Source organism: Aurantimonas sp. E1-2-R+4, assembly GCF_036549515.1.
In the GTDB taxonomy this organism is placed as follows: domain Bacteria; phylum Pseudomonadota; class Alphaproteobacteria; order Rhizobiales; family Rhizobiaceae; genus Aurantimonas; species Aurantimonas coralicida_A.
On sequence record NZ_JAZHLK010000009.1, the window covers coordinates 35,476 to 60,999 of the forward strand.

The window sequence follows — 25,524 nt, forward strand, 5'->3', positions numbered from 1 at the left end:
ATCACCTTGTCCAGAGCTGAATTGCGACAAGATTATGGAGTCAATGAACAGATCGCCTATCGCAAAGATCGTCCCAAGATATCTCGCAGGTCGGTCGAGATGTCTTTAAGTTCAAGCAGTTGCCGCAATGTCGCACTCGCCTTGTCGCGGCGAGCGGGCTCCAGGCTTCGCCAGGAGCGGAAAGTGGTCGCGATCCGGGCCGCGACCTGCGGGTTCAGGCGGTCGATCTCCACCAGTTGCCCGGCAACCCAGCGGTATCCGGCGCCATCGGGACGGTGGAACGCCAGCTGGTTCGCTGCCGCGAACGTACCGACAAGCGCCCGGACGCGGTTCGGGTTTTTCAGGGAAAACACTGGATGCGAGGCGAGGTCGGCGACAATCTCGACCGCCCTCGGGCTCGGGATCGTCGCCTGGATCGCAAACCATTTGTCGATGACGAGACCATCCTGCTCGAAGCGGGCGTAGAAATCGCTCAGCGCAGACGTGGAGGCCGGCGTGTCGGGAAAGCGATGTACCAGGACTGTCAGGGCGGCGAGGCGGTCGGTCATGTTTCCGGCCGCCGCATACTGGTCTTCCGCCGGGCCGCAATCCCCGGTCGCGGTGGCGAGATAGCCGAGCGCGGCATTGGCGAGAGCCCGCCTTCCCACGCTCACGGCATCAGGGGAGAAAGCCGTGCCGGTTTGCCGGTCGCCATGGAGACGGGCGAACAGCGAAGCGCCGCGCTTGCCCACGTCGCGCCGGGCCACCTCGACGACGGCGTGAACGGCGTCGGGATCGACATTCTCCGCAAGCATGCGGGCGATTTCGGCCTCGCCGGGCAGGGCAAGCGCCTGGGCGCGGAATGCCGCTTCCAGGCTTTCGTCACCGGCCGAGCCGAGGATGGCATCGATGATCTCGGGTGCCAGCGGGGCCTGGGCCGCCTGGGATGGACCCCGGCTCGCCTTGGTCAGCGCCGCGCCGACGAGATCGTTGAGGATGCGCCAGCGGTTGAACAGGTTCGGGTCGAGACGGGCGAGGGCAAGGCGGTCGGCCTCGCTCTGGGCGTGATCGAGCGTCACCGGTGCCGAAAAGTCCCGGAGCACGGACAGATACGGGCGCTCGCTCAGATCTTCGAAGACGACGCTGTCTTCAGCCTCGGTCAGATGAATGACATCGCCTCGCAAAGCCGCGCCGGACACCGGTGCGGCATCCTTGTCCTGTCCGTTGGAGCCGACGAGGCCGAAGCGAATCGGAATATGCACCGGCGCGGTTCCGGTGGCTGCGGTGCCTTGCTGGAGCGTCTGCTTGAAACCGACCGTCAGACGCTCGGTCGCCGCGTCGTAATCCTCCGTGACGGTGAGGGTGGGCGTTCCCGCCTGGCCATACCATCGCGCAAGGTGGGACAGGTCCTCGCCGGTCGCGGCCTCGAAACAGGCGATGAAGTCCTCGATCGTCGCGGCGTCGCCGTCGTGGCGGTCGAAGTAAAGGTCCATGCCCGTTCGAAAACCGTCGCGGCCAAGGATCGTCGCGATCATCCGGACCAGTTCGGCGCCCTTGTCGTAGACCGTCGCCGTGTAGAAGTTGTTGATCTCGCGATATTCCGTCGGCCGGACGGGATGTTGCAGCGGTCCCTGGTCCTCGGGAAACTGATGCGCCTTCAGCCGCCGCACGGAGCTGATGCGCTGAACCGTGGCCGATCGTTCGTCGGCACTGAATTCCTGGTCCCGATAGACTGTCAGCCCTTCCTTCAGGCAGAGCTGGAACCAGTCGCGGCAGGTGATCCGATTGCCGGTCCAGTTGTGGAAATATTCGTGCGCTATGACCGTTTCCACGCCGGCATAATCGGTGTCCGTCGCCGTCTCGGGGTCGAGCAGGACATATTTGTGATTGAAGACGTTGAGACCCTTGTTCTCCATCGCGCCCATGTTGAAATCGGCGATCGCCACGATGTTGAAGACGTCCAAATCGTATTCGCGGCCGAAGCGCCGTTCGTCCCAGATCATGGACCGCCGTAGCGCATCCATGGCGTAGCCAGCCTGCGCGGCGCGGCCCTTTTCCGTGTAGATGCCGAGGCTGACGGGTTTGCCGCTCGCGGTGGTAAATCGCTCGTGGATCGAGTCGAGATCGCCGGCGACTATGGCGAAAAGATAGGACGGCTTGTTGAAAGGATCGTCCCAGACGGCGAAATGCCGATTGTCGGGAAGGGTGCCCGTCTCCGCCGGGTTGCCGTTCGACAGCAAAATGGGAGCGACCACCCGGTCCGCCTCGATTCTGACCGTGTAAGGCGCCAGCACGTCCGGGCGATCGAGGAAGTAGGTGATGCGGCGGAAGCCCTCGGCCTCGCATTGGGTGCACCAGATGCCGTTGGACCGGTAAAGCCCCATCAGTTTCGTATTGTTTTCCGGCACAAGCGACGTCGCGACGTCGAGCGTAAAGCGTCCGCCAGACGGCAGACCGGTGATTTCCAGCCGCCCGGGAGACGCCTCGTACCGGTCGCCATCCAGCGGCGTGCCATCCAGTGCCAGTCCCGTCAGCGTCAATTCGTCGCCGTCGAGGACCAGCGGGGCGGCGGCGTCGGCTCCCTCGCGCCGTTCAAGCTCGAGCGTCGTGTCGATATCGGCGCGACGCTCGAACAGCCGTATCGTCATCGCCACCGAATGCAGGACGAAGTCCGTTGCACGGTAGTCTTCGAGCTTGATGGTCTGACCGTCGTCGGTGCGAAGCATAGGGCGGTTCCTTTCGTATTGCAGCGGGAGGTAACCCCAAGCGGACGAATTGCCAACCGACCGATGGCGTCGTCGGTCGGCCGAGCGCCGGCATTCGGGATGGTGTCGACCCTCGACGGAAGTGGTTCGACGCAATAAGTGAGGCGTTCGAAACGCCGGTTGTGGCCTCGTCCCTACTCGCGCGCCGAACCGCAACGGCAGCGCATCCCCGTCCAGGAGCTTGTTCCCATGAACGTGATGACCCCGAAATTCGGCCTTGGCGCTTCGGCCCTGCGGAAGGAGGACGACGCCTTCATCCGGGGGAGGGGATGTTACACGGACGACGAAACCCGGCCCGGCATCCTGCATGCCGTGGTGGTGCGCTCGCCACATGCTCACGCGAATTTCACGATCACGGATGTCGAAGCCGTCCGTTCCGCGCCGGGCGTGCATCTGGTGCTGACCCATGCGGACGTCGCTGAACTCGGCGATGTGCCCTGTCAGGCATTGCTGGAACAGCCGGACGGCAGCAAGGTCTCGGCCCGCGACATTCCGGTGCTCTGCCGCGATGTCGTTCGGCATGTCGGCGATGCGGTGGCCTTCGTAGTCGCCGAATCGGCGACCCAGGCGGCGGACGCCGTCGAGCTCCTCGTCGTCGACTATGAGCCCCTGCCGGTCGTTGCCGATATCGAAACGGCGACGGCGAACGGCGCGGCGCCGGTATGGCCGGACAGTGACGGGAACATCGGCGGCCATCTCAACATGGGGGACAAGCAGCGGACCGAGGAGGCGTTCGCGAACGCGCCCCGGGTGACTGAGATCACGCTCCGTCAAAACCGTCTCGTCTGCAATTATATGGAACTTCGCTCCGCCCTTGGAGAGTGGTCGCAGGACGAGGACCGCTGGATTTTGACGACCGGCAGCCAGGGCGTTCACGGTATTCAGTCGGTGCTGGCCAAGAAAGTGCTCAAGGTCGACCCGTCGAAGGTGCGGGTCGTGACCAAGGACGTCGGCGGCGGTTTCGGGACCAAGGCGTTTCTGTACCGCGAACACGTTCTGGTGCTGGTGGCGGCCAAGCGCCTCGGCCGCCCGGTCAAATGGACCGGTGACCGCGGCGAGCATTTCGTCTCCGACGCGCATGGCCGCGACAATGTCGTTACGGCACGCATGGCGACGGACGAGGACGGGCGCTTTCTCGCTCTCGACATCGACCTCTACGCCAATATGGGGGCGTATCTGTCGCAGAACGGGCCGTTCATTCCCTATCTCGGCATGTCGATGGCGCCAGGCCTCTATGATATCGAGGCGGTCAATGTCGATTGCCACCTGGTCTACACCAACACCGTTCCCATCGATGCCTATCGCGGCGCCGGGCGTCCGGAGGCGTCCTATCTGATCGAACGGTTGGTCGATCGATGCGCGCGCGACATGGGGCTGGCCCGTGAGGAAATCCGGCGGAAGAACTTCATCCGCCCCGACCAGCTTCCTTATACGACGGCGGTCGGCCGCATGTACGACACCGGCGACTTCCAGGGCCATCTCGCCGAGGCGATGCGGCAGTCGGGCTGGCAGGAGTTCGAAGCGCGCCGGGAGAGCGCCAAGGAACAAGGCAAGCTTCGCGGCATCGGAATGGCCACCTATGTCGAAGCCTGCGCCTTCGCCGGCTCCGAGCCGGCCTATGCCGAATTGACCCCGGCGGGGCGCATCGAACTGAAGATCGGCACGCAGTCCAACGGGCAGGGCCATGCCACGGCCTACGCCCAGTTCGTCGCCGAGGCGCTGAATCTCGACTACGATCTGATCGACGTGAAACAGGGCGATACCGACGACACGCCGACCGGCGGCGGAACCGGCGGCTCGCGGTCGATCCCGCTCGGCGCGGTGTCGGTGCGGCGGGCGAGCCAGACCCTGGCGGACAAGATCAAGAAGCTGGCGGCGAACGAATTGGAGGCATCGATCGGCGATATCGAGCTCGACGGCGGAACCGCCCGGATCGTCGGCACCGACCGTTCGATTGATTTCGCCGCCATCGCGGCGGCTGCCCCGTCGGCCGAGGACCGCAAGGCCGTCGGGGAGTTCAAGCAGGACGAGGCGACCTATCCGAACGGCACCCATATCTGCGAGGTCGAAATCGATCCGGAGACCGGGACGATCGAAATCCTCGCCTACACGATCGTCGACGATTTCGGGGTGACGGTGAATCCGATGCTGCTCGCCGGCCAGATCCACGGCGGTGTCGCGCAAGGCATCGGCCAGGCCCTGCTCGAAAACGCGGTCTATGACGAGGACGGTCAGCTCGTCACCGCAAGTTTCATGGACTATGCCATGCCGCGTGCCTGGGACCTGCCGTTCTTTGCCTTCAAGACCCGGAACGTCCCGTCGACGACCAACGCGCTCGGCATCAAGGGCGCCGGCGAGGCTGGTACCATCGGCGCCGCCCCCGCGGTGATGAACGCGGTCGCCGATGCGTTGCGGCCCGCCGGCGTCGACCATATCGACATGCCGGCAACGCCGTTGCGGGTTTGGGAGGCGTTGCAGGCAGCTCGCTAAGGACTCCGCAGAGGGAAGCGACACAACGACCGGCCGGGTGCGTCCGCGCCGACAGCAAAATTGAGGCAGGAGAGGGGAGAGGATGGACAGTCGGCCGGCATCCGCCGAGTCGCCGATGCGCGGCATTCTTCTGAAATGCCTGTCGGTCGTGGTGTTCGTCGCCATGCAGACTTTGATCAAGGCGGGCGGCGAGGGCATCCCGGCCGGCGAGATCGTATTCTTCCGGTCGTTCTTCGCCCTGGTTCCGGTGGTTCTCTATCTCGCCTGGCTCGGCGATCTGAAGACTGCGCTCAAGACCGACAATCTGCCCGCCCATATCGGCCGGGGGCTGATCGGCGTCACCTCGATGGGGCTCGGTTTTTACGCGCTGACCCGACTGCCCTATCCCGAGTGGATCACCATCACCTATGGCGCGCCGCTGCTCACGGTCGTCTTCGCCGCCGTCTTCCTCAAGGAGGTCGTGCGCCTCTATCGCTGGACCGCGGCACTGATCGGTCTGGTCGGCATCGTGGTGGTGACGTTGCCGAAGCTGACCCTGGGCGGCGACGCCGTCGACGGCGCGGAGGCGATCGGCATTATCGCGGCCGTGATTTCGGCTGCGGTGGCGGCCGTCGCGATGATCCAGATCCGCCGACTCGTCCGCACGGAGAAGACCGCGACGATCGTGGTCTATTTCTCGCTGACGTCGTCCGGCATCGCGCTTTTCTCGATCTTTTTCGGGTGGGTGCTGCCGACATGGGAACAGGCGGTGCTGTTGGTCCTGGCGGGGCTGTGCGGCGGCGTGGGGCAGTTGCTGCTGACCTCGGCCTACCGCTTCGCCGATACCTCGACCATCGCGCCGTTCGAATACACTTCGATGCTGCTGGCCATCGCTATCGGCTATTTCGCCTTCGATGAGGCCGCGAGTTCGACGACGCTCGCCGGCGCTGCCATCGTCATTTCCGCCGGCATCTTCATCATCTGGCGGGAGCATCAACTGGGTATCGAGCGCTCGAAGGCCCGGCGGGTGACGCCGCCCAGCGGTTGAGAGAGCGCCGACAGCGCACCGTCATCGCATCGTGACATTGGCCCTTTAGGTGAGAGCAGAACCATTGCAAGATGGATTGTTCTTAACCTTTCAATAAAGGGGTCATTCGATGAACGAACATGTTGGAAACGGCACGGTCTTCCGGACCACGCAGCTTGAGGACGCGGCGGGCGAGGGTCATAATCCGACCGACAATCGCACGATGGGCGAGATCATTGCCGCGCGCTTCTCACGTCGTGACTTTCTGCGCGGTTCGTTGGCCGCGACGGCTATCGCAGCGACGGTGAGCCCCCTAGCGCTTGTCGCCGCCGACGAAGCGAAGGCGCAGAGCGCATCGGGATCGCGCTTCGACTTCACCGAAGTCGAAGCTGGCGTCGACGAAACCCACCATGTCGCCGAGGGCTACGATGCCGACGTGCTGCTGCGCTGGGGCGACGGGATCTTTCCTGACTCGCCCGAGTTCGATCCGACGGCCCAGACGCCGGACGCCCAGAATCGGCAATTTGGCTACAACAACGACTATGTCGGCTACGTCCCGATCGACGGCTCGTCCGAGCACGGCCTGTTGGTCGTCAATCACGAATACACCAACGATCATCTCATGTTCCCGGGGATCGTTACGGTGGACGGCGACAAGCTCGTCGTCGCCGAAGCCGACGAGAACCAGGTCAATGTCGAAATGGCCGCGCATGGCGGCTCGGTCGTCGAAATCCGCAAGGAGGGCGGCAAGTGGCAGATGGTGAAGGACGGCGCGAACAACCGCCGGGTCACCGCCGAAACCGAGATGGAACTCACCGGCCCCGCGGCCGGCGATCCGCGCATGCAGACCAACGCCGACCCGACTGGCCGCAAGGTTTTCGGCACGTTCAACAACTGCGCCGGCGGTGTCACTCCCTGGGGCACCTACGTGATGGCCGAGGAAAACTTTCACGGTTATTTCATGGGCGAATTGGCCGCGGATCACCGCGAGGCCAGGAACTACGAGCGCTACGGCGTGCCGGACGCGACCTATGCGTGGGGCAAGTTCCACGACCGCTTCGACGTTTCCAAGGAGCCGAACGAGCCGAACCGCTTCGGCTGGATCGTCGAGGTCGACGTGGAGGATCCGAACTCGGTGCCGAAGAAGCGGACCGCGATGGGGCGGTTCAAGCATGAGGGCGCGGAGTCGATCGTCAACGGGGACGGCCGCGTCGTCTTCTATCTCGGCGACGACGAGCGCTTCGACTATGTCTACAAATTCGTCACCGTGGGCACCTACAACGCCGACGATCGCGCTGCCAACATGGATCTGCTGGCGGAGGGCACGCTCTATGTCGCAAAGTTCGCCGAGGACGGAACGGTGGCCTGGCTGCCGCTGACCTTTGGCGAGGGACCGCTCACGGCCGAGAACGGCTTCGAAAGCCAGGCGGACGTGCTCGTCGAAACCCGCTTGGCCGCCGATTTTCTCGAGGCGACCAAGATGGATCGCCCGGAGGACATCCAGCCCAATGGCTCCAATGGCCGCGTCTACGTCATGTTGACCAACAACACCAAGCGCGAGGAGCCGAACCCGGCCAATCCGCGGGTCGACAATGCCTTCGGCCACATCATCGAGATCGCCGAGGACGGGGGAGATTTCGCCGCGACGACGGGCAAATGGGAAATCCTTCTCAAATGCGGCGATCCGTCCGTTGCCGAGGTTGGCGCGACGTTCTCTACCGAGACGACCAAAAACGGCTGGTTCGGTATGCCGGACAATTGCGCAATCGACAGCGAGGGCCGGCTGTGGGTCGCGACCGACGGCATGTCGCCGAAGAAGACCGGGCGCACCGACGGCTTGTTCGCCGTCGATACCGAGGGCGAGGCGCGCGGCACGTCGAAGCTGTTCTTCCGGGTGCCGGTCGGCGCCGAGATGTGCGGGCCGCTGCTATTGCCCGACATGCAGACCGCCTTCGTCGCGGTTCAGCATCCGGCGGATGGCGGCGAGGACTGGGAGGGCTTTGGCCGTCCGTCCTATTATGAGGATCCCTCGACCCGCTGGCCCGACTTCAAGGACGACATGCCGGTGCGCCCGTCGCTGATCGCCATCACCAAGCAGGGCGGCGGCAAGATCGCCTAATCGCGTATTTCGCTAAGGTTGAATGGGGGCGGCTCGCAGGGGCCGCCCCTTTCATTTGACGGGCAAGGGCTCGGCTTCGTCGAATTCCTGTGGCGCCTCGGCGCGCGGGTCGAGCGCAAAGCTCGTCGGAGTCTGGGTGCGGGCGAGCGGCGTCGTCTGGAAGTCGGCCCGCTCGTCGGCCGGCAGCGAGACCCGCCGGAAAGTGCGATAGAACGCATAGGCGGCATAGAGTGCCGCAGCCGTTCCGATCGACTGGAAGATGCCCCGCGGGCCGAAGGTCTCCATGAGATAGGCGGCGTAGAGCGGTCCGATCATCGTCCCGATCCCATAGAGGATGAGCAGGCCACTGGAGATCTTCACGAAGTCCTCGTCGGCGGCGTAGTCGTTGGCGTGGGCAACGGCGAGGGAATAGGTCGGGTAGATGATGCCGCCCAGCATGAAGGCGACGACGAAAAGTGCGATGGCCCCGGCGTCTGCGACGTACACGCCCGCCGTTGCCCCCGCGACGCCGATCAGCCCGGCGGCGGTCATGACATAACGCCGGTCGACCCTGTCCGAGATGCGTCCGAGCGGCACCTGGAACACGATGCCGCCAGCCATCGCCGCGACGACGAGGGTGGCAATCTCCGTCGTGGAAAGACCGGCCTTCTGACCGAAAACCGGCGCCATATTGTTCCATGCGCCGGAAAGAACGCCGGCCAATAACACGCCGATGAAAGCCACCGGCGAATTGCGGAAGATCAGACGCAGATCGATTTTCACGGTGGTCAGTGGCTTCGGGGAGGGGGCCTGCGACATGGCCGTCGGGATCACCGCCAGTGCGAACAAAATGGCGCAGAGCATGAAAGGAATGGCGAGTTCGGGTCGGCTCAATGGCATGACGTATTGACCGCCCATCATCGCCGCCATGGTGACGATCATATAGACCGAAAAGATCGTCCCTCGGGTCTCGTTGGTGACGCGCTCGTTGAGCCAGCTTTCGACGACCATGTAGGTGCCGGCCAAGGCGAAGCCGGCGAGGGCGCGAAAGAAGATCCAGGCGATTGGATCGAGGAAGATTGCGCATAAGAGCACCGAGATCGCCAGCAACGCGGCGAGACTCGAAAAGGTCCGCACATGCCCAGCCCGGCGCACGATCAGCGGCATCACGAAGCAGCCGAGCGTGAAGGCGATAGCGTAACTGGTGCCGAAAGCGCCGATTTGATAGCTCGACCAGCCCTCGATAGAGCCGCGAACCGGCAGGAGGATGCCCATCAAACCCGCGCCCGCCATCAGAAAGAAGGTCGAGAGAAGCAGCGAGACGATCGGCAGGATCTGGACGGGCACGGGCATAAAACTCGCCTTGGCTCAAGATGTCAGGGCGGCAGTCTGCCGACGCCGCGTTTCGGCGGGACAGCTAGGCCTTTGGAAGTGATTTGGCGAGGGCAAATCGTGACAAGAGCTTTCTCAGTCGGGCTTCATATTGCCGAGACAGATAAATCGGGATCGGCTAAGTTGCTGCCACCATGTGCGCTAGGATTCGGCAAACGATTCATAAGTCTCTGCTGCGGGCCCCGGGCGCGCTTTTGACGGTTCTGTTTCTCGCCGTGGCTGTGGCAGGGGTATGGGAGCCAGTGAAGCAGAATATGGAAGATTGGGTAGTGTGGGGGTGGCCTTACATGACTTCAATATGGTTCATCTTCGGCCTAATAGTTGTGCTTCTCTTGTGGTCGACTGCCATTTTCCACACAATGGAAAAAGATGATGCTTCACTTGAAGGTATCAAAGTTCCAAAGGGTATTCCAATGTCTGGCGATGATAATCGAAAGGGTTTTTTCAATAAGGCTCCGAATTTTGGCGTTCAGTCGTATAACGAAGCGCCGCAGCAGCGTCATGCGCCGCCTGATCTTACAGCATCAATAAGCCACTTGGCGGGTAGCGATACAACAATCCAGGTTAGGATTTACGGGCAGGATCATGAGATGCAAACGCTGGGGCGAGAGTTGGTCCAAGCGATCGCCGGCGCGGGTGTAAATGCCCTGCTTTTTGAAGGGGATCATGGTACTCGGTACCTTAGCGGCGTAGTGATCGAGCCTGCACCGAACGCAGCTTCCAGAGAAGCTGCTGTGCTTTTGGCAACGCGATTGTCAGATGGTGGTTTAAAGGTCGCGCTCACCGATGGTCCGCCCGTGTGGAAAGACCAGACTTTCATTCGCATCGGTGTAGGCGCAAATGGCTAGCGATGAGGGGCGCGCGAATGGCATTTCGGCGGAGGGAAGGTCTGAGACCCCGCAGAAGCCGCACTCGTAGTAGCAGCGGACGTCACGCAGTGGAACTTCGCCCTCCTGCCGATTTTCGCGCATTCATGGTGCTTTCCGCAGCGCGTTTCCATGTGTTCGAGACGTTTGTCAGCCAAATCGAAGCGGCGCCGGAACTCTTTCGACTTCGGTCCTTCGGTATCAGGGAGTAGTCGAGGCTACTTTCTTTTTCGGCGTTCAGCCCGCCCCGCGTTCCTCCGCAAGCCGGGTTTTCAGCGCCAGCAGGTCACGCCAGCTCAGTCGCTTTTGCGCGGGCTGGCGCAGCAGATAGGCGGGGTGAAGCATCGCCGTCGCGTCGATGGCCTGGTCGGCCTCGACTCCGAAACTATAGCGCGTCCATTGTCCACGGATGCGCAGAATACCCTCCTGCGAGCCAAGGAGCGCCTTGGAGGCGGGCGAACCGAGGCAGACGAGGATCTTCGGTTGCACCAACTCGATATGGCGCTGCACGAATGGCAGGCAGATCAGCGTCTCGGCGGGTGTCGGTGGCCGATTGCCGGGCGGGCGCCAGGGCACGGTATTGGTCACCCGGACGGCTTCCCGCTCCAGTCCGATCGCCGCCAGCATCCGATTGAGCAGCTGGCCCGAGCGGCCAACGAAGGGGACACCCGCCGCGTCCTCCTCCCGGCCGGGGGCCTCTCCGACAAACATCACGTCGGCGGTCTCGCTGCCGTCGCCGAAGACGGTCGACTTCGCGGTGATACGCAGATTGCAGCCGTCGAAGGCCTCGAGCGCGACCTGCAGCTCGGCGAGGTCGGCGGCCGAGCGCGCGCGTTCCCGGGCGTCGGCAACGGCGATGTCGTCCGGCACGGCGACGCGCGGGGTTGGAAACGCGGCGCTGTCCGACGGGCGCGCGACGGGCTTCGCGATGGCCGCCGGCGTGCGAGCGGGGCCGGCGGATTCGGGCCGGGTCTGTGGACTTGCGTTGCGCGCGCGTCTCGCTTCGATCTCGACTTGGGTCTCGGCGAAACGGTCGCGCGGCCGCTCGTCCAGAACGACGTCGATCCCGGCCGCGCGATACCATTCGAGCAGGGCGATGGCCGCGTGGTTGTTGGTCGATTGAATCTCGGCGCTCATGGCGTCTTCCTAGCCCATTCGGGCACGCGGCGCGACGGCTTGCCCGGGAACTTGCGCGCGTGCTCTCAATGGCCGACGGTCTGCGAAAACACGTTGATGACGATGACGCCCGCGAGGATCAGGGCCACACCGGCGAAGCCGGCGAAATCGATCGACAGCCGGAACCAGAACAGGTCGATGAGCGCCAGAAGCACGATTCCGGTGCCCGACCAGATGGCATAGACGATGCCAACCGGCAGGGTGCGAAGCGGCAGCGACAGGAAATAGAAGGCCAGCACATAGGCGCCGACCGTTACCAGCGACGGCACGAGGCGGGTGAAGCCAAAGGAAGACTTCAGCGCGGTCGTTCCGATGATTTCGCAAACGATCGCAACACTCAGATAGAGAAAATTCAAATCCGCCCCCCGCGCGATCGACACCGCTGTCTAGCACCGCCACGCGCGCTGCGGTCAAGCGGGACGGAGCCCAATAGAGCTTCGCATCACCGGATTGACGTCAAGGGCGATCACGATAGAACTCGTCCGGACACGCGGGAGCGCTAGTGTAGGGCGATCGGTGCGGTCGCTGGCCATGCAGCCGCAGCGATCGGCGGGAACCGGGACAAGGGATGAGACGATGAGTGAAGCCGAAACTCTGCCCGAACGCGAATCGATGGACTTCGACGTGGTCATCGTGGGAGCCGGTCCGGCCGGATTGGCGGCTGCCATTCGCCTGAAGCAGCTCGATCCCGAACTGACGGTGGTGGTCCTGGAAAAGGGCGCGGAAGTTGGCGCTCACATTCTGTCCGGCAACGTTCTCGACCCGTCGGCGCTGGATCGTCTGTTGCCGGAATGGCGACTGGAAGAGACGCCGATCAAGGCCGAAGTAACCGACGACCGATTCTATTTCTACGGCCCGCAAGGCTCGATCCGCCTGCCGAACTTCCTGATGCCGAAGCTGATGGGCAATCACGGCAATTTCGTCGTTTCGCTCGGCCTCGTCTGCAAATGGATGGCGGAAAAGGCCGAGGCGCTCGGCGTCGATATCTATCCTGGCTTCGCCGCGTCCGAGATTCTTTATGACGAGTCGAACGCGGTGATTGGCGTCGCGACCGGCGACATGGGCGTGACACGCGAGGGTCAGCCCGGACCAAGCTACCAGCGCGGCATGGCGCTGATGGGCAAATACGTGATGATCGGCGAAGGCGTCCGCGGCTCGCTCGCCAAGCAGCTGATCAAGGCCTATGGGCTCGACGAGGGACGCGAACCGCAAAAGTTCGGCATCGGCTTGAAAGAGCTCTGGGAGATCGAGCCGTCGAAGTCGAAGCCTGGCCTCGTCCAGCACTCCTTCGGCTGGCCGCTCGACGGCGGCACCGGCGGCGGATCGTTCCTCTACCATCTCGGCGACAATCAGGTTTACGTCGGCTTCGTCATGCACCTGAACTACAAGAACCCGTATCTCTCGCCTTTCGACGAATTCCAGCGGTTCAAGACCCACGCCGACGTGGCCAAGCTGCTCGAGGGCGGCAAGCGCATCGCCTATGGCGCCCGCGCGATTACCGAGGGCGGGTGGCAGTCGGTGCCGAAGTTGGTGTTCCCAGGTGGCGCGCTGATCGGTTGCTCGGCCGGCTTCGTCAACGTGCCGCGCATCAAGGGCGCCCACAACGCCATGACATCCGGCATGCTGGCGGCGGAAAAGGCGGCCGAGGCGATCAAGGCCGGCCGTTCGCACGATCGGCTGGCTGCGTATGAAGACGAGTGGCGCACGTCCCCGATCGGCGACGACCTGAAGCCGGTCCGCAACGTCAAGCCGCTCTGGTCGAAATACGGCACGATGCTCGGCATCGCGCTCGGCGGCCTCGATATGTGGACCAATTCGCTGTTCGGATTTTCCTTCTTCGGCACGCAAAAGCACGGCAAGCCGGATTACGCCTGCCTGGAGCCGGCGGACAAGCACGAAAAGATCGCATACCCGAAACCCGATGGCGTCTTGACCTTCGACAAGGTCTCGTCGGTCTATCTGTCCAACACCAATCACGAGGAGGACCAGCCGGTCCACCTGCAGGTGAAGGATCCGGCGCTGCAGCATTCGTCCGAATGGGCGGTCTATGCCGGCCCGTCGCAGCGCTATTGTCCGGCCGGCGTCTATGAATGGGTCGAGGAGAACGGCGCCGAGACGTTCGTGATCAACGCCCAGAACTGCGTCCACTGCAAGACCTGCGACATCAAGGATCCCAACCAGAACATCAACTGGGTTCCGCCCCAGGGCGGCGAGGGGCCGGTCTATCAGGTGATGTGAGGCGAGCCTGACCTGGTCGCGATCCTGCGGCTACTTTTCTGGTCGATCAGGCGGCAATTTCCGAGGCTCTGCGCAAGACCTCTTCCGCCCACTGGTTGAGGCTCTTGCCGGAAAGCTCCGCGGCACGCGCCGCCTTGGCGTGGATCTCCGGCGATATGCGGAACATCACGCGACCCGAATAGGGCTTTTGCGGCGCCTTTCCGATTTTCGCGCAAGTTTCGACATAGTCATCCACGGCATCGTGGAAAGCCGCCTTGAGTTCTGGAACGGTGTCGGCGTGAAACGTCACACCGTCATCGATCCCGGCGATGCGGCCGAAGAAAATCTCGTCCGCATCGTCGTATTCGACACGGGCCGCGTAGCCTTTGTAGGACATCGTGTTCATGGCTCGATTCCAATCTTGATGAGGTAATCGCGGGCCGCTCGTATCTGGTAACGTTTGGCTTCCTTGGCGGGGTGCGGCCGATGAAATGTTGCGACGGCGCCGTCGGAGTTGAACCGCACGCGCGACCCGGAACCTTCAACCAACTCACATCCGACGGACATGAGAAGCGCTTCGATGGACGCCCAATCCAGGGAACCGGAAACGGGCTCCGCGAAGATGGCGACCAGCGTCCTGCGATGCTTGCTATTCATGCAAGCAATATCGTGCTCGGTGCGATGGAATGCAAGCGGAAAATGCTAGCATGAAAGGGGAGGGCATACCGCGCAAATGCGACGTCGACGAGGCCGGATCAATCATCCAGAGCGCGTCGTTCCACTATCGATCGCTGCGGTTCGACAATGCCGGGCAGGGCGCTGTCGACACCGAAGGTCACCAGCAGCGGGAGATGGTCTGAGCCGGTCGCCGGTTGCCGCGCGACGTCGAGAATGTCGATACCGGGCGAAGCGAGAATATTGTCGATCGGCAGTCCCGCATAGGGCGCGAGCCGTCTGGTGAAGGGCTGGAAGAACCAACTTGGCCCGACATTCGGCACGATGTCCGTGCCGCTCGCGGCGGCGTAGGTCCTGAGCGCAGCGCTCCAGGGGGCGGCGTTGAAGTCGCCGGCAATGAGGACGGGCGTCCCGAGCCGGCGAAGTCGCCGGAGACGGTCTTGAAGCTGCCCGAGCTGGCGCCACTGCTTTCCCGGCCAGGGCCAGGTCAAATGTTGGGTGGCAATGGTGAGCGCTTGTCCGTTGAAATCGACGGTTCGGCTGGCGAATGTCCCGGGACGATCGCAATCCCCCGGATCGTCGCTCGCGAAGGGCCGACGCGACAGGATGACGACGTCGAAATAGGCGCGGGGGCCGGTGCAATCGAACCGGTAGGGATATCGCGCGGAGAGGGATTGCAGCAGCGGCCGCCACTCTTTCCGCGCCTCCTGCAGGGTCACGACGTCGGGTGAAAGCTCCCCAATGAGCCGAATTGCCGCTGTGCGATCGGTGGCGCTCCAGCGCAGATTCATTTGCAAAAGCGTGTAGCGAGCCGTGCCGCCGGGCGCCGACGCCAATGAGGCGGCGGGCAGCATGGCCGGATAAACCGAGAAAAGACCGAACGCGCCGAGAATGATCGCCGCCAGACCCGCCGTGACAGGTCGGATGACAAGCAGCGCGAGCCCGGCGAGCAACAAGAGCACGGCGAGATGCGCGCGAAAATGGGCCAGCGTATCGAAGAACGGGACGATGTCGCCGAAATAGCCGCTGGCGAACGCCAAAGCCGCGGCAAGCGCGAGCGCCTGGGCAAGGGCGCGGCTGACGCGGCGCCGGTCGGAGGGGCGGGGGCGAGCGGCCGACATGAGGCGCCTACTGGAACGCGGTCTCGAAGAACGAGCGGAGCTTGCGCGAATGCACCCGCTCGGAAGGCACCTCCGACATCAGCTCGAGGGCGCGCATGCCGATCCGCAAATGCTGTGAGACCTGCCGCTTGTAGAATTCCGTCGCCATCCCCGGCAATTTCAACTCGCCATGCAGCGGCTTGTCGGAGACGCAGAGCAGGGTGCCGTAGGGAACGCGGAAACGAAAACCGTTCGCCGCGATCGTCGCCGATTCCATGTCGAGGGCGATGGCCCGAGACTGCGACAGGCGTTCCACCGGCTCCTTGTGATCGCGCAATTCCCAATTGCGGTTGTCGATCGTCGCGACGGTGCCGGTCCGCATGATCTTCTTCAATTCGTAGCCCGACAGGCCGGTGATTTCCTCAACCGCTTGCTCCAGCGCCACCTGCACCTCGGCCAGCGCCGGGATCGGCACCCACAGCGGCAGGTCGGCGTCGAGAACATGGTCCTCACGCACATAGGCATGGGCAAGTACGTAGTCGCCGAGCTCCTGGCTGTTGCGAAGTCCCGCGCAGTGTCCGAGCATCAGCCAGGCATGCGGCCGCAGCACCGCGATATGGTCGGTGATCGTCTTGGCGTTGGAGGGGCCGACGCCGATATTGACCATGGTAATGCCGTGGCCGTCATCGCGTTTCAGATGATAGGCGGGCATCTGCGGCAACCGAAGCGGCGCCATGCCTTCGGCCGGCTCGCGCGTGCCGGCCGGGGTGACGACGTTGCCAGGCTCGACGAAGGCGGTATAGCCGCCGCCGCCCTCCGCCATCATTTCGCGCGCCAGCATGCAGAACTCGTCGACATAGAACTGGTAGTTGGTGAACAGGACGAAGTTCTGAAAATGCTCCGGTCGGGTCGCGGTGTAATGCGACAGCCGGTGCAGCGAATAGTCGACCCGTTGCGCAGTAAATGGGGCGAGCGGCAGCGCTTCGCCGTCGCGCGGCTCGAAATTGCCGTTGACGATCCGGTCGTCAGTCGCCTCCAGGTCGGGCACGTCGAAGATATCGCGCAAAGGGCGATCGAGTTTCTCGGCCAACCCTCCGTCGACGTAGGATCCTTCCCCGAAGGCGAAATGCAGCGGGATCGGCGTGGTCGAATCGCTAACCGTGACGGGCTGACCGTGATTGCGGATCAAGAGATCGATCTGCTCGATGAGATAGTGGTGGAAGAGGTCGGGTCGCGTGATCGTTGCGGCATAGCGGCCGGGTCGCGCGACGTGCCCGAAGGCGAGGCGCGAATCGACCTTGGCGTGGGTCGCCGTCGTCAGCGAGATCTCGGGGTAGTAGGCGCGGTAGCGCTTGCCCCCGAGGCCCTTCTCCAGAACGCCATCGAATGTGTCGGACAGGAAGGCGACCGACCGGTCGTAAAGCCGGGTGAGTTCGGCCACGGCCTCCTCCGCGTCGTTAAAGGGCCGTGGCGGCGCTGGCTCGGGGCTCTGGTAGTTGGGATCGGCCGGCAAGGGAAAGGGCTTGGTCATGCCTTGGTTTAGCCGGCTGGCGTGGCGCGGAGAAGACGAGCGACCTAAAATTTCGCCCGCGTCGTCGTTGGATCGCGTTCGAGCGGACAGACGATACCGATCCGGTAGCCGCAATCGCTTCCCGCAACCGAGGCAAAGGCGCTGCCGGGGCGGTTGACGGAGTTCTGGGCCAGAAAACTGAAGCTCACCCCAAAGAGTGCGATCAGCGCGGTGATGATTGTCAATCGCGTCATCATGGCGTCGTCCTAAACGATTTTCCTCATGTTTGCACGGGTTGCCTGAACCGAAGCTGAAGCGGTGTCGCCGGCCGGATGCCGATGATGAACGCAGCGTCCGGCGAAATACGGCTTTGCGCTTCGCCGTCGTGGCGCTAGGTCGGTGGGTAACGCCAACCCGGGATGACAGGAATTTTTGCGATGCCGACGCAGACCGATCCGATCAAGCTGTATTACTGGCCGACGCCGAACGGCTGGAAAATCTCCATCATGCTGGAGGAACTCGGCGTTCCTTACGATATCGAATACGTCAATATCGGCGCGGGCGACCAGTTCAAACCGGACTTCCTGGCGATTTCCCCGAACAACCGGATGCCGGCGATCGTCGATCCGGAGGGGCCGCGCGGCGCGCCGATCTCGGTGTTCGAGTCAGGCGCAATCCTGCAATATCTCGGGCGCAAGTTCGGCCAATTCTATCCGACCGAGGAGCGGGCCCGGGTCGCTGTCGAAGAATGGCTGTTCTGGCAGATCGGCGGCCTCGGCCCGATGGCGGGCCAAGCCCATCACTTCCGCAATTACGCGCCGGAGCAGATCGCCTATGGCATCGACCGTTATACGAATGAGGTGAACCGGCTCTACGGGGTCATGAACCGACGCCTGAAGGACAACGACTATCTCGGCGGCGCCGACTACTCTGTCGCCGACATGGCGGCGATCGGTTGGGTGGTGCCGTACAAGAACCAGGGTCAGGATCTGGAGGAGTTCCCGAATCTGCGGCGGTGGTTCGATGTCGTCAAATCGCGCCCGGCGGTGTCCAAGGGTTTGGACATCGGCAAAGAGGAGCGCGAGAAAATGAACCTGGCCACCGACAGCAACGCCCAGAGCGTCCTGTTCGGCCAGCGCGCCCGCGCCTGACTACAAAGGCGGGCCGCGTTCGTCGCGGTCAGCCAGAGATGCCGGCCCGCAAACTGCGGCGGGTCGGTTCACGAAAAGTCGCGCCGGCGGTCTCAGACGCGGACCCAGATTTGCGTCTTGCAGAAGATTTTCAAGGCGCAGCCGGTCAGCTTCAGCTGTCCACCTTCCACGCGCGCGCTGCCGTTATAGGTCCGGTCCTCGCGCGGATCGGTGACGGTGCCGATATATTCCACGCCGGCCCCCGACATCTGCCCGACCGACTTGCCCTTGTGCTCGCCGGTAATGACCTTGGCGCAATAGGCGTCGCCGCATGACGTCACCCTGACGATGCCGCCTTCCGGCGCGCGCCATTTGCCGACGATCGGCTCGGCCGACAGCGTCGGCGACGTGATAGCCGCGATAGCCGTGACGGCGAGAAGTAGCTGGCGCATGCTCTGTTCCTGTTCGCTGGGACGTCCCCAGGCGAACAGTATTGGCGGATTTGGGCAGCACGGTGGCCCGGCTCGGGAGTGCCGGCATCACGCGACCGAGCGCATCGTGAGAGTTTCCAGTAGTCGGCCGCCGTCAGAGACGGTTGAGGCTCTGCGATCGGCAGAACAGGCCGCCGAGCACACAGCCCGAGATCGACAGCGTGTTGCCGGAGAGGCTGCCCTTGCCGGAATATTGCTTGCCGCCCTTGGTGTAGTCGGTCACCGAGCCGGCATATTGACCGCCGCCCTTGGGCTGCATCTGGCCGAAGGTTTTGCCCTTGTAGGGGCCGTTCGTATAGGTCAGGCAAAAGGCGCCGCCGCAGGGCGCGATCTTGGCGTCATAGCCGGACGGCATCCGCCATTTGCCCTCGATCGGATCGGCGTGGGCCGCTCCGGCCATGGCAAGGCTGAAGCACGCGGCCGCAAGGAATACTCGTCTCATTTCTTCCTCCCACGGAAACAACCGGGCGACAGGCTGCCGTCCGCCATATTCCCTTGACGTAAGCGTAATTGAATCGCGGAAAATCGCAAGTGACCCGGAGCGGGGCAAAGAGCCGGAAACGCCGCGCCGGGCGCTGGCCCTTGTGGAAACGCGGTTAGCGTTCGGTAAAGCCAAGAACCGACTGATTGGAGTTGATTTTCGGAATAACCTATTTGTCTCATACTGTTACGCAATATGACGGAAGCTTTTCCGTCGGCGATGTTTAAGTCTAATTAAGCTCGAACTTTAATCGCCTTTTCAGTCGTGCCGGTCATTCTGACGCTATCGGACAGCAGCCCGATCAATAGCGACAGGGACGCAAAGACAATGGCTCGCATCGACTTCCAGAACTATTCCGAACCGACGGTCAACGGCGCCGCATTCGTCGACGCCGACATCCTCCTCGACCTTGGTATGCGGGCGGCCTCGGGCCGCGATGGCGCGGTGAATTTCATCGCCGCCCACATGTATTTCAATCTTGCCGACCGCAAGGGCGCCGAGGATGCGGCCTTCCATCGCCAGGATATCGCCGGACAGATGTCGAAGTCGGAGATCGCGGCGGCGCTACGCGCCGCTCGCGAATGGCTGACCCTTCACTGAGCGTCGACGTCACCCGGCCTTGGGCGCGCCGACTTCATCGATCGCGCCGGCAAGCGCGGTCTCGAACAGGGCGAGATCCTCGTCCCGTCCGACCGTGACGCGGATCATCCGATCGAGCGGAGCCACACCCGGCATCCGAATGAAGACGCCGCGGCGGATCACCGCCTCGAGCAGCGCGCGGGCATAATCGCCATCGCCGCCGCAATCCATGGCGACGAAATTCGCCGCCGAGGGCAGGGGCGTCAGCCCGGCCCGCAGGGCGATAGCGGCCAGCCGATCCCTCGCCGCCACGATCCTCGCCACCGCCGCGCGCAGATAATCCTGATCCTTCAACGCCGCCAATGCCCCGGCTTGCGCCACGCGCGACACGCCGAAATGATTGCGCACCTTGTCGAACTGAACGACGGTGTCGGCCTCTCCGATCGCATAGGCGATCCGCATGCCGGCCATGCCGTAGGCTTTGGAGAAGGTGCGAAACCGCAGGAGATTGGGCCGCATCAGAGTGATGGGCGGCAGCGCCGACGCCGGCGCCAGATCGCTATAGGCCTCGTCGAGAACGAGAATCGCCTCCTCCGGAATTTCGTCGATCAGGCGCTCGACTGCCCTCGCCTCGTGCCAGGAGCCGGTCGGATTGTCTGGGTTGGCGAAATAGACGAGTTTCGGACGCAGTTCCCTGGCCCGCTCGATCAGACCATCGATATCCTCATGATCGTCCGACCGGTAGGGGACGAAGTCGACGGACGCCCCATAGCCGGCCGCGTGATAGTTGAAGGTCGGATAGGCGCCGCGTGACGTCACCACGACGTCGCCCGGCGTGCAGGTGAGCCGCACCAGATAGCCGAGCAGCCCGTCGATGCCTTCCCCGACCGTTATATTGTCGAAGCCGATGCCGAGATGGTCGGCGAGCGCCTGTTTCAGCTCGAAATTCTCCGGGTCGCCATAGGCCCAGCTTCCGCGCGCCGCCTCGGCCATGGCCCCGACGGCGTTCGGCGACGGGCCGAAGACGCTTTCGTTGGCGCCGAGCCGCGCCTTGAACGGCACCCCGGTGCGGCGCTCGATCGCCTCCGGGCCGACGAAGGGGATAGTGGCGGGAAGTGACCGGGCGAGGCTGGTGAAGAGTGTCATGGCGATCCGGATCAAGGGCTAAGCGCACAAAGCGGAATCAATTGGCTACGAGGAGTGGCTGTGATGTTGATTCAACGCGGCGGTCGCCTGTCGGTCCGTCCGTTGCGGCGACGTCCAGGTATCACTCGGGATCGATGCGCTCGAGCCCTTTGGCGAAGCGTCGCGCGTTGGCGACATAGTGCTCGGCGGCGGCCTTGAGCCCGGCGACCGCTGCATCATCGAGCGTGCGCGCCACCTTGGCCGGCGCCCCGACGATCAGCGAATTGTCGGGAAACTCCTTGCCTTCGGTCACCAGCGCATTGGCGCCGACGATCGAATTCTTGCCGATCCGGGCGCCGTTGAGGACCGTCGCTCCCATGCCGATCAGCGAATTCTCGCCGATAGTGCAGCCATGGACGATGGCGCCGTGGCCGATCGTGCAGCCGGCGCCGATGGTCAGCGGAAAGCCGGGGTCGCTGTGCAGGGTGCAATTGTCCTGGATGTTGGTGTTCTCGCCGATCGTCATCCATTCATTGTCGCCGCGCAGCACCGAGCCGAACCAGATATTGGCGTTTCTGCCGAGGCGCACCCTCCCGATGACATGGGCGCCGGGCGCAACGAAGAACTCGCTCTCGGGCGAGGTTTCGGGGCGGTCGCCGTCGAGTGCGTAAAGGGGCATCAGCAAATTCCTCCGGTTGCGGCGGCGAAACTGCGTCAGGCGCGGGTCGGAATCAAGCGTTTCGCCGATCCGTCAGCCGGCGACGGCCGACAGCATCGCCCTGGTGATGGACTGGCGCACCGAGCCATAGTCAGACCACGGGTCGGCGTCCTGTAACCGCTGCAGCACAGCATCAATGTCGAAGCCATTGGCCGCGTCGAGCGATTCCAGCTCATCCCACCCGACGGGCGTTGCCACCGGCGCCCCCGCGCGCGAGCGCGTGGAGTATGGAGCGATGGCCGTCGCGCCGCGCTCGTTGCGCAGCCAGTCGATGAAAATCCGGCCCTTGCGCTTGGCCTTGGACATGGTGGCGACGAAGCGCTCCGGCTCGGTGTCGGCCTGGGTTTGGGCAAAGCCCTTGGCGAAGGCCTTCAGCTCCGTCCAGCCTTGCCGCCGTTCGAGCGGCACGACCACGTGCACGCCCTTGCCGCCGGTGACCATGGCAAAGCTCTGGAGGCCGAGATCGGCGAGCCGGTCGCGAAGATCGAAGGCCGCCGTCTTCACGTCGGCAAAGCCCAGGCCTTCGTCCGGGTCGAGGTCGAAGACCAGCCGGTCGGGCCTTTCCAATCGGTCGTTGCGTGCGCCCCAGATGTGGAATTCCAGCGTGCTCATCTGCACCGCCCCGACGAGAGCAGCGGCATCGGGCATGGTCAGATAATCGGCGGCGGCGCCATCTTTTTCCGGCACGGCCACGGTCTTCACGGGGTCGGGGAAGCCACCGGTGTCGTGCTTCTGGAAAAAGCAGTGCTTGTTGCGCCCCTGCGGGCAGCGCACCAGTGAAACCGGGCGGTTTCCGGCATGTTCGAGCATACGCTCCGCGACGGCCTCATAATAATGCGCCAGATCGAGCTTGGTGACGCCCTGACTGTCGTAAACCACGCGATCCGGGCTGGTGAGCCTGACACCGGCGACGGTGGCGGGCGCGCTGCCGGAGCGACGGGAGACTGATGGGGTGGCGCTGGTCGCCCGTTCTGAGTCCGCGACTTGCGTCCGTTTCGGTCGTTCGTCTGCCACGGCTTCGGCCTCCTTGTCCTCGCGCAGGCCCCTGAACACGCCGTGGCGGATATGGCCGTCGGCGGTGAGCTCGGCGAAGTCGATCTCCGCGACGAGCTTCGGCGTGACGAAACGGGCGCCGCGCTCGACGTCCTTCGGCAGCGCATCGAAGGGCGAGGTCTGGCGGGAGAAGGCGTCGAAGCGCTCCGCGAGGTCCTCCAGTGTCGGTTGATCGAAACCGGAGCCGACCCGGCCGCGATAGCGCAAGCCGCCGTTCTCCATCACGCCGACGAGAATCGAGGAGAAGGCGCGACCTTTCTTGTCCGAGGGTGACCAGCCGCCGATGACGAATTCCTGCCGCCTGGTGCATTTGACCTTCAGCCAGGATTTGCCGCGTCCCGATCGGTAGGGCGCGTCGGCGCGCTTGGCGATAATACCCTCGTGACCCGCTCCGCAAATTTTCTCAAACACCGCCGGGCCGCTGCCCAAAACGTGCTCGCTATAAAGAAGCAGATCGGAGGGCGTACGATCCAGCAGCGCCTTCAGCGCGGTCTTGCGCTGGGCGAGCGGCCGGTTGGTCAGATCCTTGCCGTCCAGATGCAGCAGGTCGAAGCAGAAACAAGCAAGGGGGCCACCCTCGCTGAGATGCCGTTGAAGTGTCGAGAAGTCGGTTTTTCCGTTGTCATCGAAGGCGACGATCTCGCCATCGATCAGGGCATTGCCGCAATCAAGATGCTTCGCGGCCTTGGCGACCGGCCCGAACTTGTCGGTCCAGTCCTTTTCGTTGCGGGTCCAGCACCGCACCTGCCCTTTGCCGACCGCGATGATGACGCGGTAGCCATCATATTTCATCTCGTGCAGCCAGTCGCCGCCGTCGGGAGCGGCGTCGACCAGCGTGGCCAGCTGTGGCGCATGGAATCGCGGGAGCGGCAGGGAGGGGGAGGACTTTGCTTCCGGCTTCGTCTCGGCCGCCTGCTTGGCGCCGGTTCGGCTGGATTTGGTCGCGGGCTCGCCGGGGCGCCGGGTCTCGGCCCAGCTTTCGTCGCCCTTGGCGATCGCCGCCATAGTGCGGCCGGTCTTGATGCTGGTGTCGGCGCTGAGGAGGTTGCGGCGCCGGTCGACCGCCTCGTCCTTTTCCTTGATCAGCAGCCAGTTCTCGCGCGTCTCCTTTTCGCGTGGCTTCATGCGCACCAGCGCCCAGTTGCCCCGCATCCGCTCGCCGGACAGGCGCATCTTCAGGCTGCCTTTCTCGAAACCCTTTTCCGGGTCTTCCAGCGGCTCCCAGGAACCCCGGTCCCAGAGCATGACCGTGCCGCCGCCATATTGGCCCTTCGGAATGGTGCCCTCGAAGGTCCCGTAATCCATCGGGTGGTCCTCGGTCCTGACCGCCAGGCGCTTGGCGGCCGGATCGAGGCTGGGGCCCTTGGTCACCGCCCAGCTTTTCAGAACGCTGTCCCATTCGATGCGGAAGTCGTAATGAAGCCGGGTCGCGGCGTGCTTCTGGACGCAGAAGAACAAGGCGCCATCGCCGGGAGGCGGATTTGCCGATCCCGAGGGTTCACGGGTCTTGGAGAAATCCCGTTTCTCACGGTAGGTGCCGAGGAGCTCGTCGCCCTTTGCTGCCATCGCGCCGATCCTCAGGCGCTTTTGCGCCGGCTGGACGGACTCTTCGTGGCCGGTTTCGCGGACTTCGCGGATTTGCCCGAGGCGGCGGCGGGCGACTTTGTCGCCCGTGCTTTGGCGGGTGGCTTCCGATCCCTCGCTGCCGCAGCCTTCACCCCGGCGGAACCGCCGTCGCCTTCCAGGCTCTTCTTCAACGTCGCCATCAGGTCGACCACGTTGCTGCCTCGGTCGGATGGTGCCGGTTCGTCTTCCTCGATGGCGATCGTCGCCTTGCCACCCTTCTTGCGCTTCTCGGCGATCAGTTTCTTCAGCGCGTCGGTGTAGTGGTTCTTGAAAGCGGATGCGTCGAAGGGCGCGGATTTCTTGGCGATGAGCTGGGTGGCGACGTCGAGCAGGTCTTCGTCGGTCTCCGCATCGGAGATGTCGGAGAAGATCGAATCCGATTTGCGGACCTCGTCCTCATAGTGCAGCGTCTCGAGCAGGAGGCCGTTGCCGCACGGGCGCAGCGCAATGAGATACTCCTTGCCGCGTAGCGAGAGCTGGCCAAGGCCGGTCTTCTGCGACTGGCGTAACGCGTCGCGCACCACCCGGAACGCATCCTCGGCAAGTTCGTCCTGGGGCACGACGTAATAGGGTTTGTCGAAATACAGCGGCGGGATGGAGCAGGTATCGACGAACTGGACGAGTTCCAGCGTCTTTTTCGTCTCCAGCTTGACGTCCTCGATCTCCTCGTCGGTCAGGAGAACATATTCGTCCTTGCTGATTTCGTAGCCCTTGACGATCTCGTCCTTGTCGACCGGACCGATCCCCTCGACGACCTTGTCGTAATGAATGCGCTTGCCGCTCTCCCGGTGGATCTGGCGGAAGCTGATCGACGCACCGGTCTGGGTGGCCGAGAACATTTCGACGGGAATCGAGACAAGCGACAGGCGAATCTGCCCTTTCCAGATGGGACGTGGCGCCATTTTTTTAACTCCGGACACGATGACTGCCGCTACGGGAGACAGAACGGCGTGAAGGCCCGACTCGTTCCGGCGAGCCGTGAGCATTCCCGCGCCGCCCGGCAGGCGTCCCGGGGGGCCTGAAAAATCGAGGCGCGCTTCGTCCCCT

General features: G+C 63.6%; 22 protein-coding genes. 7 read left to right on the top strand and 15 right to left on the bottom strand.

Going from position 1 to position 25,524, the window contains the following annotated elements:
* Positions 1-56 precede the first annotated feature (56 nt).
* The gene (gene pepN / locus VQ045_RS06390; RefSeq protein ID WP_327625113.1) at positions 57-2,705 is read right to left on the bottom strand and encodes an aminopeptidase N; all 2,649 of its coding nucleotides are present in this window, start codon (positions 2,703-2,705) and stop codon (positions 57-59) included.
* Positions 2,706-2,933: 228 nt separating this feature from the next.
* Here pepN and VQ045_RS06395 point away from each other — a divergent pair, with 228 nt between their 5' ends.
* From VQ045_RS06395 to VQ045_RS06405, 3 genes are all read left to right on the top strand, one after another.
* On the top strand, positions 2,934-5,234 hold the full coding sequence (locus tag VQ045_RS06395) for a xanthine dehydrogenase family protein molybdopterin-binding subunit (protein WP_331829506.1): 2,301 nt from the start codon (positions 2,934-2,936) through the stop codon (positions 5,232-5,234).
* 82 nt (positions 5,235-5,316) lie between these two features.
* On the top strand, positions 5,317-6,261 hold the full coding sequence (locus VQ045_RS06400; protein WP_331829507.1) for a DMT family transporter: 945 nt from the start codon (positions 5,317-5,319) through the stop codon (positions 6,259-6,261).
* 109 nt (positions 6,262-6,370) lie between these two features.
* Positions 6,371-8,359: a PhoX family protein gene (locus VQ045_RS06405; protein ID WP_331829508.1), complete on the top strand. Its 1,989-nt coding sequence runs from the start codon at positions 6,371-6,373 to the stop codon at positions 8,357-8,359.
* A gap of 51 nt (positions 8,360-8,410) precedes the next feature.
* Here the strand turns inward: VQ045_RS06405 and VQ045_RS06410 are convergent, their stop codons facing one another.
* Positions 8,411-9,691, bottom strand: a complete 1,281-nt coding sequence (locus VQ045_RS06410) for an MFS transporter (RefSeq protein ID WP_331829509.1) — start codon at positions 9,689-9,691, stop codon at positions 8,411-8,413.
* A 233-nt stretch (positions 9,692-9,924) separates the two neighbouring features.
* Between VQ045_RS06410 and VQ045_RS06415 the strand changes: the two genes are divergently transcribed.
* Positions 9,925-10,578, top strand: coding sequence for a hypothetical protein (locus VQ045_RS06415; RefSeq protein WP_331829510.1), 654 nt, complete (start codon positions 9,925-9,927; stop codon positions 10,576-10,578).
* A 255-nt stretch (positions 10,579-10,833) separates the two neighbouring features.
* On the opposite strand, the gene VQ045_RS06420 is transcribed toward VQ045_RS06415, so the two are convergent.
* A complete protein-coding gene (locus tag VQ045_RS06420) occupies positions 10,834-11,733 on the bottom strand; it encodes a uracil-DNA glycosylase (RefSeq protein ID WP_331829511.1) in 900 nt (299 codons plus the stop codon).
* A 65-nt stretch (positions 11,734-11,798) separates the two neighbouring features.
* Positions 11,799-12,128, bottom strand: a complete 330-nt coding sequence (locus tag VQ045_RS06425) for a DMT family transporter (protein WP_327625052.1) — start codon at positions 12,126-12,128, stop codon at positions 11,799-11,801.
* A gap of 220 nt (positions 12,129-12,348) precedes the next feature.
* On the opposite strand from VQ045_RS06425, the gene VQ045_RS06430 reads away from it, so the two are divergent.
* Positions 12,349-14,010 (top strand): electron transfer flavoprotein-ubiquinone oxidoreductase, encoded by a 1,662-nt coding sequence (locus VQ045_RS06430; protein WP_331829512.1) that lies wholly within the window; start codon positions 12,349-12,351, stop codon positions 14,008-14,010.
* Positions 14,011-14,056: 46 nt separating this feature from the next.
* On the opposite strand, the gene VQ045_RS06435 is transcribed toward VQ045_RS06430, so the two are convergent.
* The 5 genes from VQ045_RS06435 to VQ045_RS06455 all read right to left on the bottom strand — a co-directional run bounded on the left by VQ045_RS06435 (position 14,057) and on the right by VQ045_RS06455 (position 17,528).
* Positions 14,057-14,395 carry a type II toxin-antitoxin system HicB family antitoxin gene (locus VQ045_RS06435; protein ID WP_327625055.1) on the bottom strand — a complete coding sequence of 113 codons (339 nt, stop codon included), beginning with the start codon at positions 14,393-14,395 and terminating at the stop codon, positions 14,057-14,059.
* The gene (locus VQ045_RS06440) at positions 14,392-14,646 is read right to left on the bottom strand and encodes a type II toxin-antitoxin system HicA family toxin (protein ID WP_327625057.1); all 255 of its coding nucleotides are present in this window, start codon (positions 14,644-14,646) and stop codon (positions 14,392-14,394) included. Before VQ045_RS06440 ends, VQ045_RS06435 begins: the two co-directional genes overlap by 4 nt.
* Before the next feature lie 98 nt (positions 14,647-14,744).
* On the bottom strand, positions 14,745-15,785 hold the full coding sequence (locus VQ045_RS06445) for an endonuclease/exonuclease/phosphatase family protein (RefSeq protein WP_327646547.1): 1,041 nt from the start codon (positions 15,783-15,785) through the stop codon (positions 14,745-14,747).
* Positions 15,786-15,792: 7 nt separating this feature from the next.
* Positions 15,793-17,295, bottom strand: a complete 1,503-nt coding sequence (locus VQ045_RS06450) for an AMP nucleosidase (RefSeq protein ID WP_327625059.1) — start codon at positions 17,293-17,295, stop codon at positions 15,793-15,795.
* 44 nt (positions 17,296-17,339) lie between these two features.
* Entirely contained in the window at positions 17,340-17,528 is a 189-nt protein-coding gene (locus VQ045_RS06455) for a hypothetical protein (RefSeq protein ID WP_327625060.1), read from the bottom strand.
* Between the two features lie 183 nt (positions 17,529-17,711).
* Here VQ045_RS06455 and VQ045_RS06460 point away from each other — a divergent pair, with 183 nt between their 5' ends.
* Entirely contained in the window at positions 17,712-18,425 is a 714-nt protein-coding gene (locus VQ045_RS06460) for a glutathione S-transferase N-terminal domain-containing protein (protein WP_327625061.1), read from the top strand.
* Positions 18,426-18,517: 92 nt separating this feature from the next.
* Here VQ045_RS06460 and VQ045_RS06465 read toward each other — a convergent pair whose 3' ends face one another.
* Together VQ045_RS06465 and VQ045_RS06470 are read right to left on the bottom strand one after the other, a co-directional pair.
* On the bottom strand, positions 18,518-18,856 hold the full coding sequence (locus tag VQ045_RS06465) for a DUF2147 domain-containing protein (protein WP_327625062.1): 339 nt from the start codon (positions 18,854-18,856) through the stop codon (positions 18,518-18,520).
* 133 nt (positions 18,857-18,989) lie between these two features.
* Positions 18,990-19,337: a DUF2147 domain-containing protein gene (locus VQ045_RS06470; RefSeq protein ID WP_327625063.1), complete on the bottom strand. Its 348-nt coding sequence runs from the start codon at positions 19,335-19,337 to the stop codon at positions 18,990-18,992.
* Positions 19,338-19,703: 366 nt separating this feature from the next.
* Between VQ045_RS06470 and VQ045_RS06475 the strand changes: the two genes are divergently transcribed.
* Complete coding sequence (locus VQ045_RS06475; protein ID WP_327625064.1) at positions 19,704-19,976, top strand: sel1 repeat family protein; 273 nt, start codon at positions 19,704-19,706, stop codon at positions 19,974-19,976.
* Between the two features lie 9 nt (positions 19,977-19,985).
* Here the strand turns inward: VQ045_RS06475 and VQ045_RS06480 are convergent, their stop codons facing one another.
* The 4 genes from VQ045_RS06480 to ku form a co-directional block, all read right to left on the bottom strand.
* Positions 19,986-21,101 carry a pyridoxal phosphate-dependent aminotransferase gene (locus tag VQ045_RS06480; RefSeq protein WP_331829513.1) on the bottom strand — a complete coding sequence of 372 codons (1,116 nt, stop codon included), beginning with the start codon at positions 21,099-21,101 and terminating at the stop codon, positions 19,986-19,988.
* A gap of 121 nt (positions 21,102-21,222) precedes the next feature.
* Complete coding sequence (locus VQ045_RS06485; RefSeq protein WP_331829514.1) at positions 21,223-21,759, bottom strand: gamma carbonic anhydrase family protein; 537 nt, start codon at positions 21,757-21,759, stop codon at positions 21,223-21,225.
* A gap of 72 nt (positions 21,760-21,831) precedes the next feature.
* Positions 21,832-24,417 carry a DNA ligase D gene (ligD, locus tag VQ045_RS06490; RefSeq protein WP_331829515.1) on the bottom strand — a complete coding sequence of 862 codons (2,586 nt, stop codon included), beginning with the start codon at positions 24,415-24,417 and terminating at the stop codon, positions 21,832-21,834.
* Positions 24,418-24,428: 11 nt separating this feature from the next.
* Positions 24,429-25,379, bottom strand: coding sequence for a non-homologous end joining protein Ku (gene ku, locus VQ045_RS06495; RefSeq protein ID WP_327625068.1), 951 nt, complete (start codon positions 25,377-25,379; stop codon positions 24,429-24,431).
* Between the last annotated feature and the right edge of the window lie 145 nt (positions 25,380-25,524).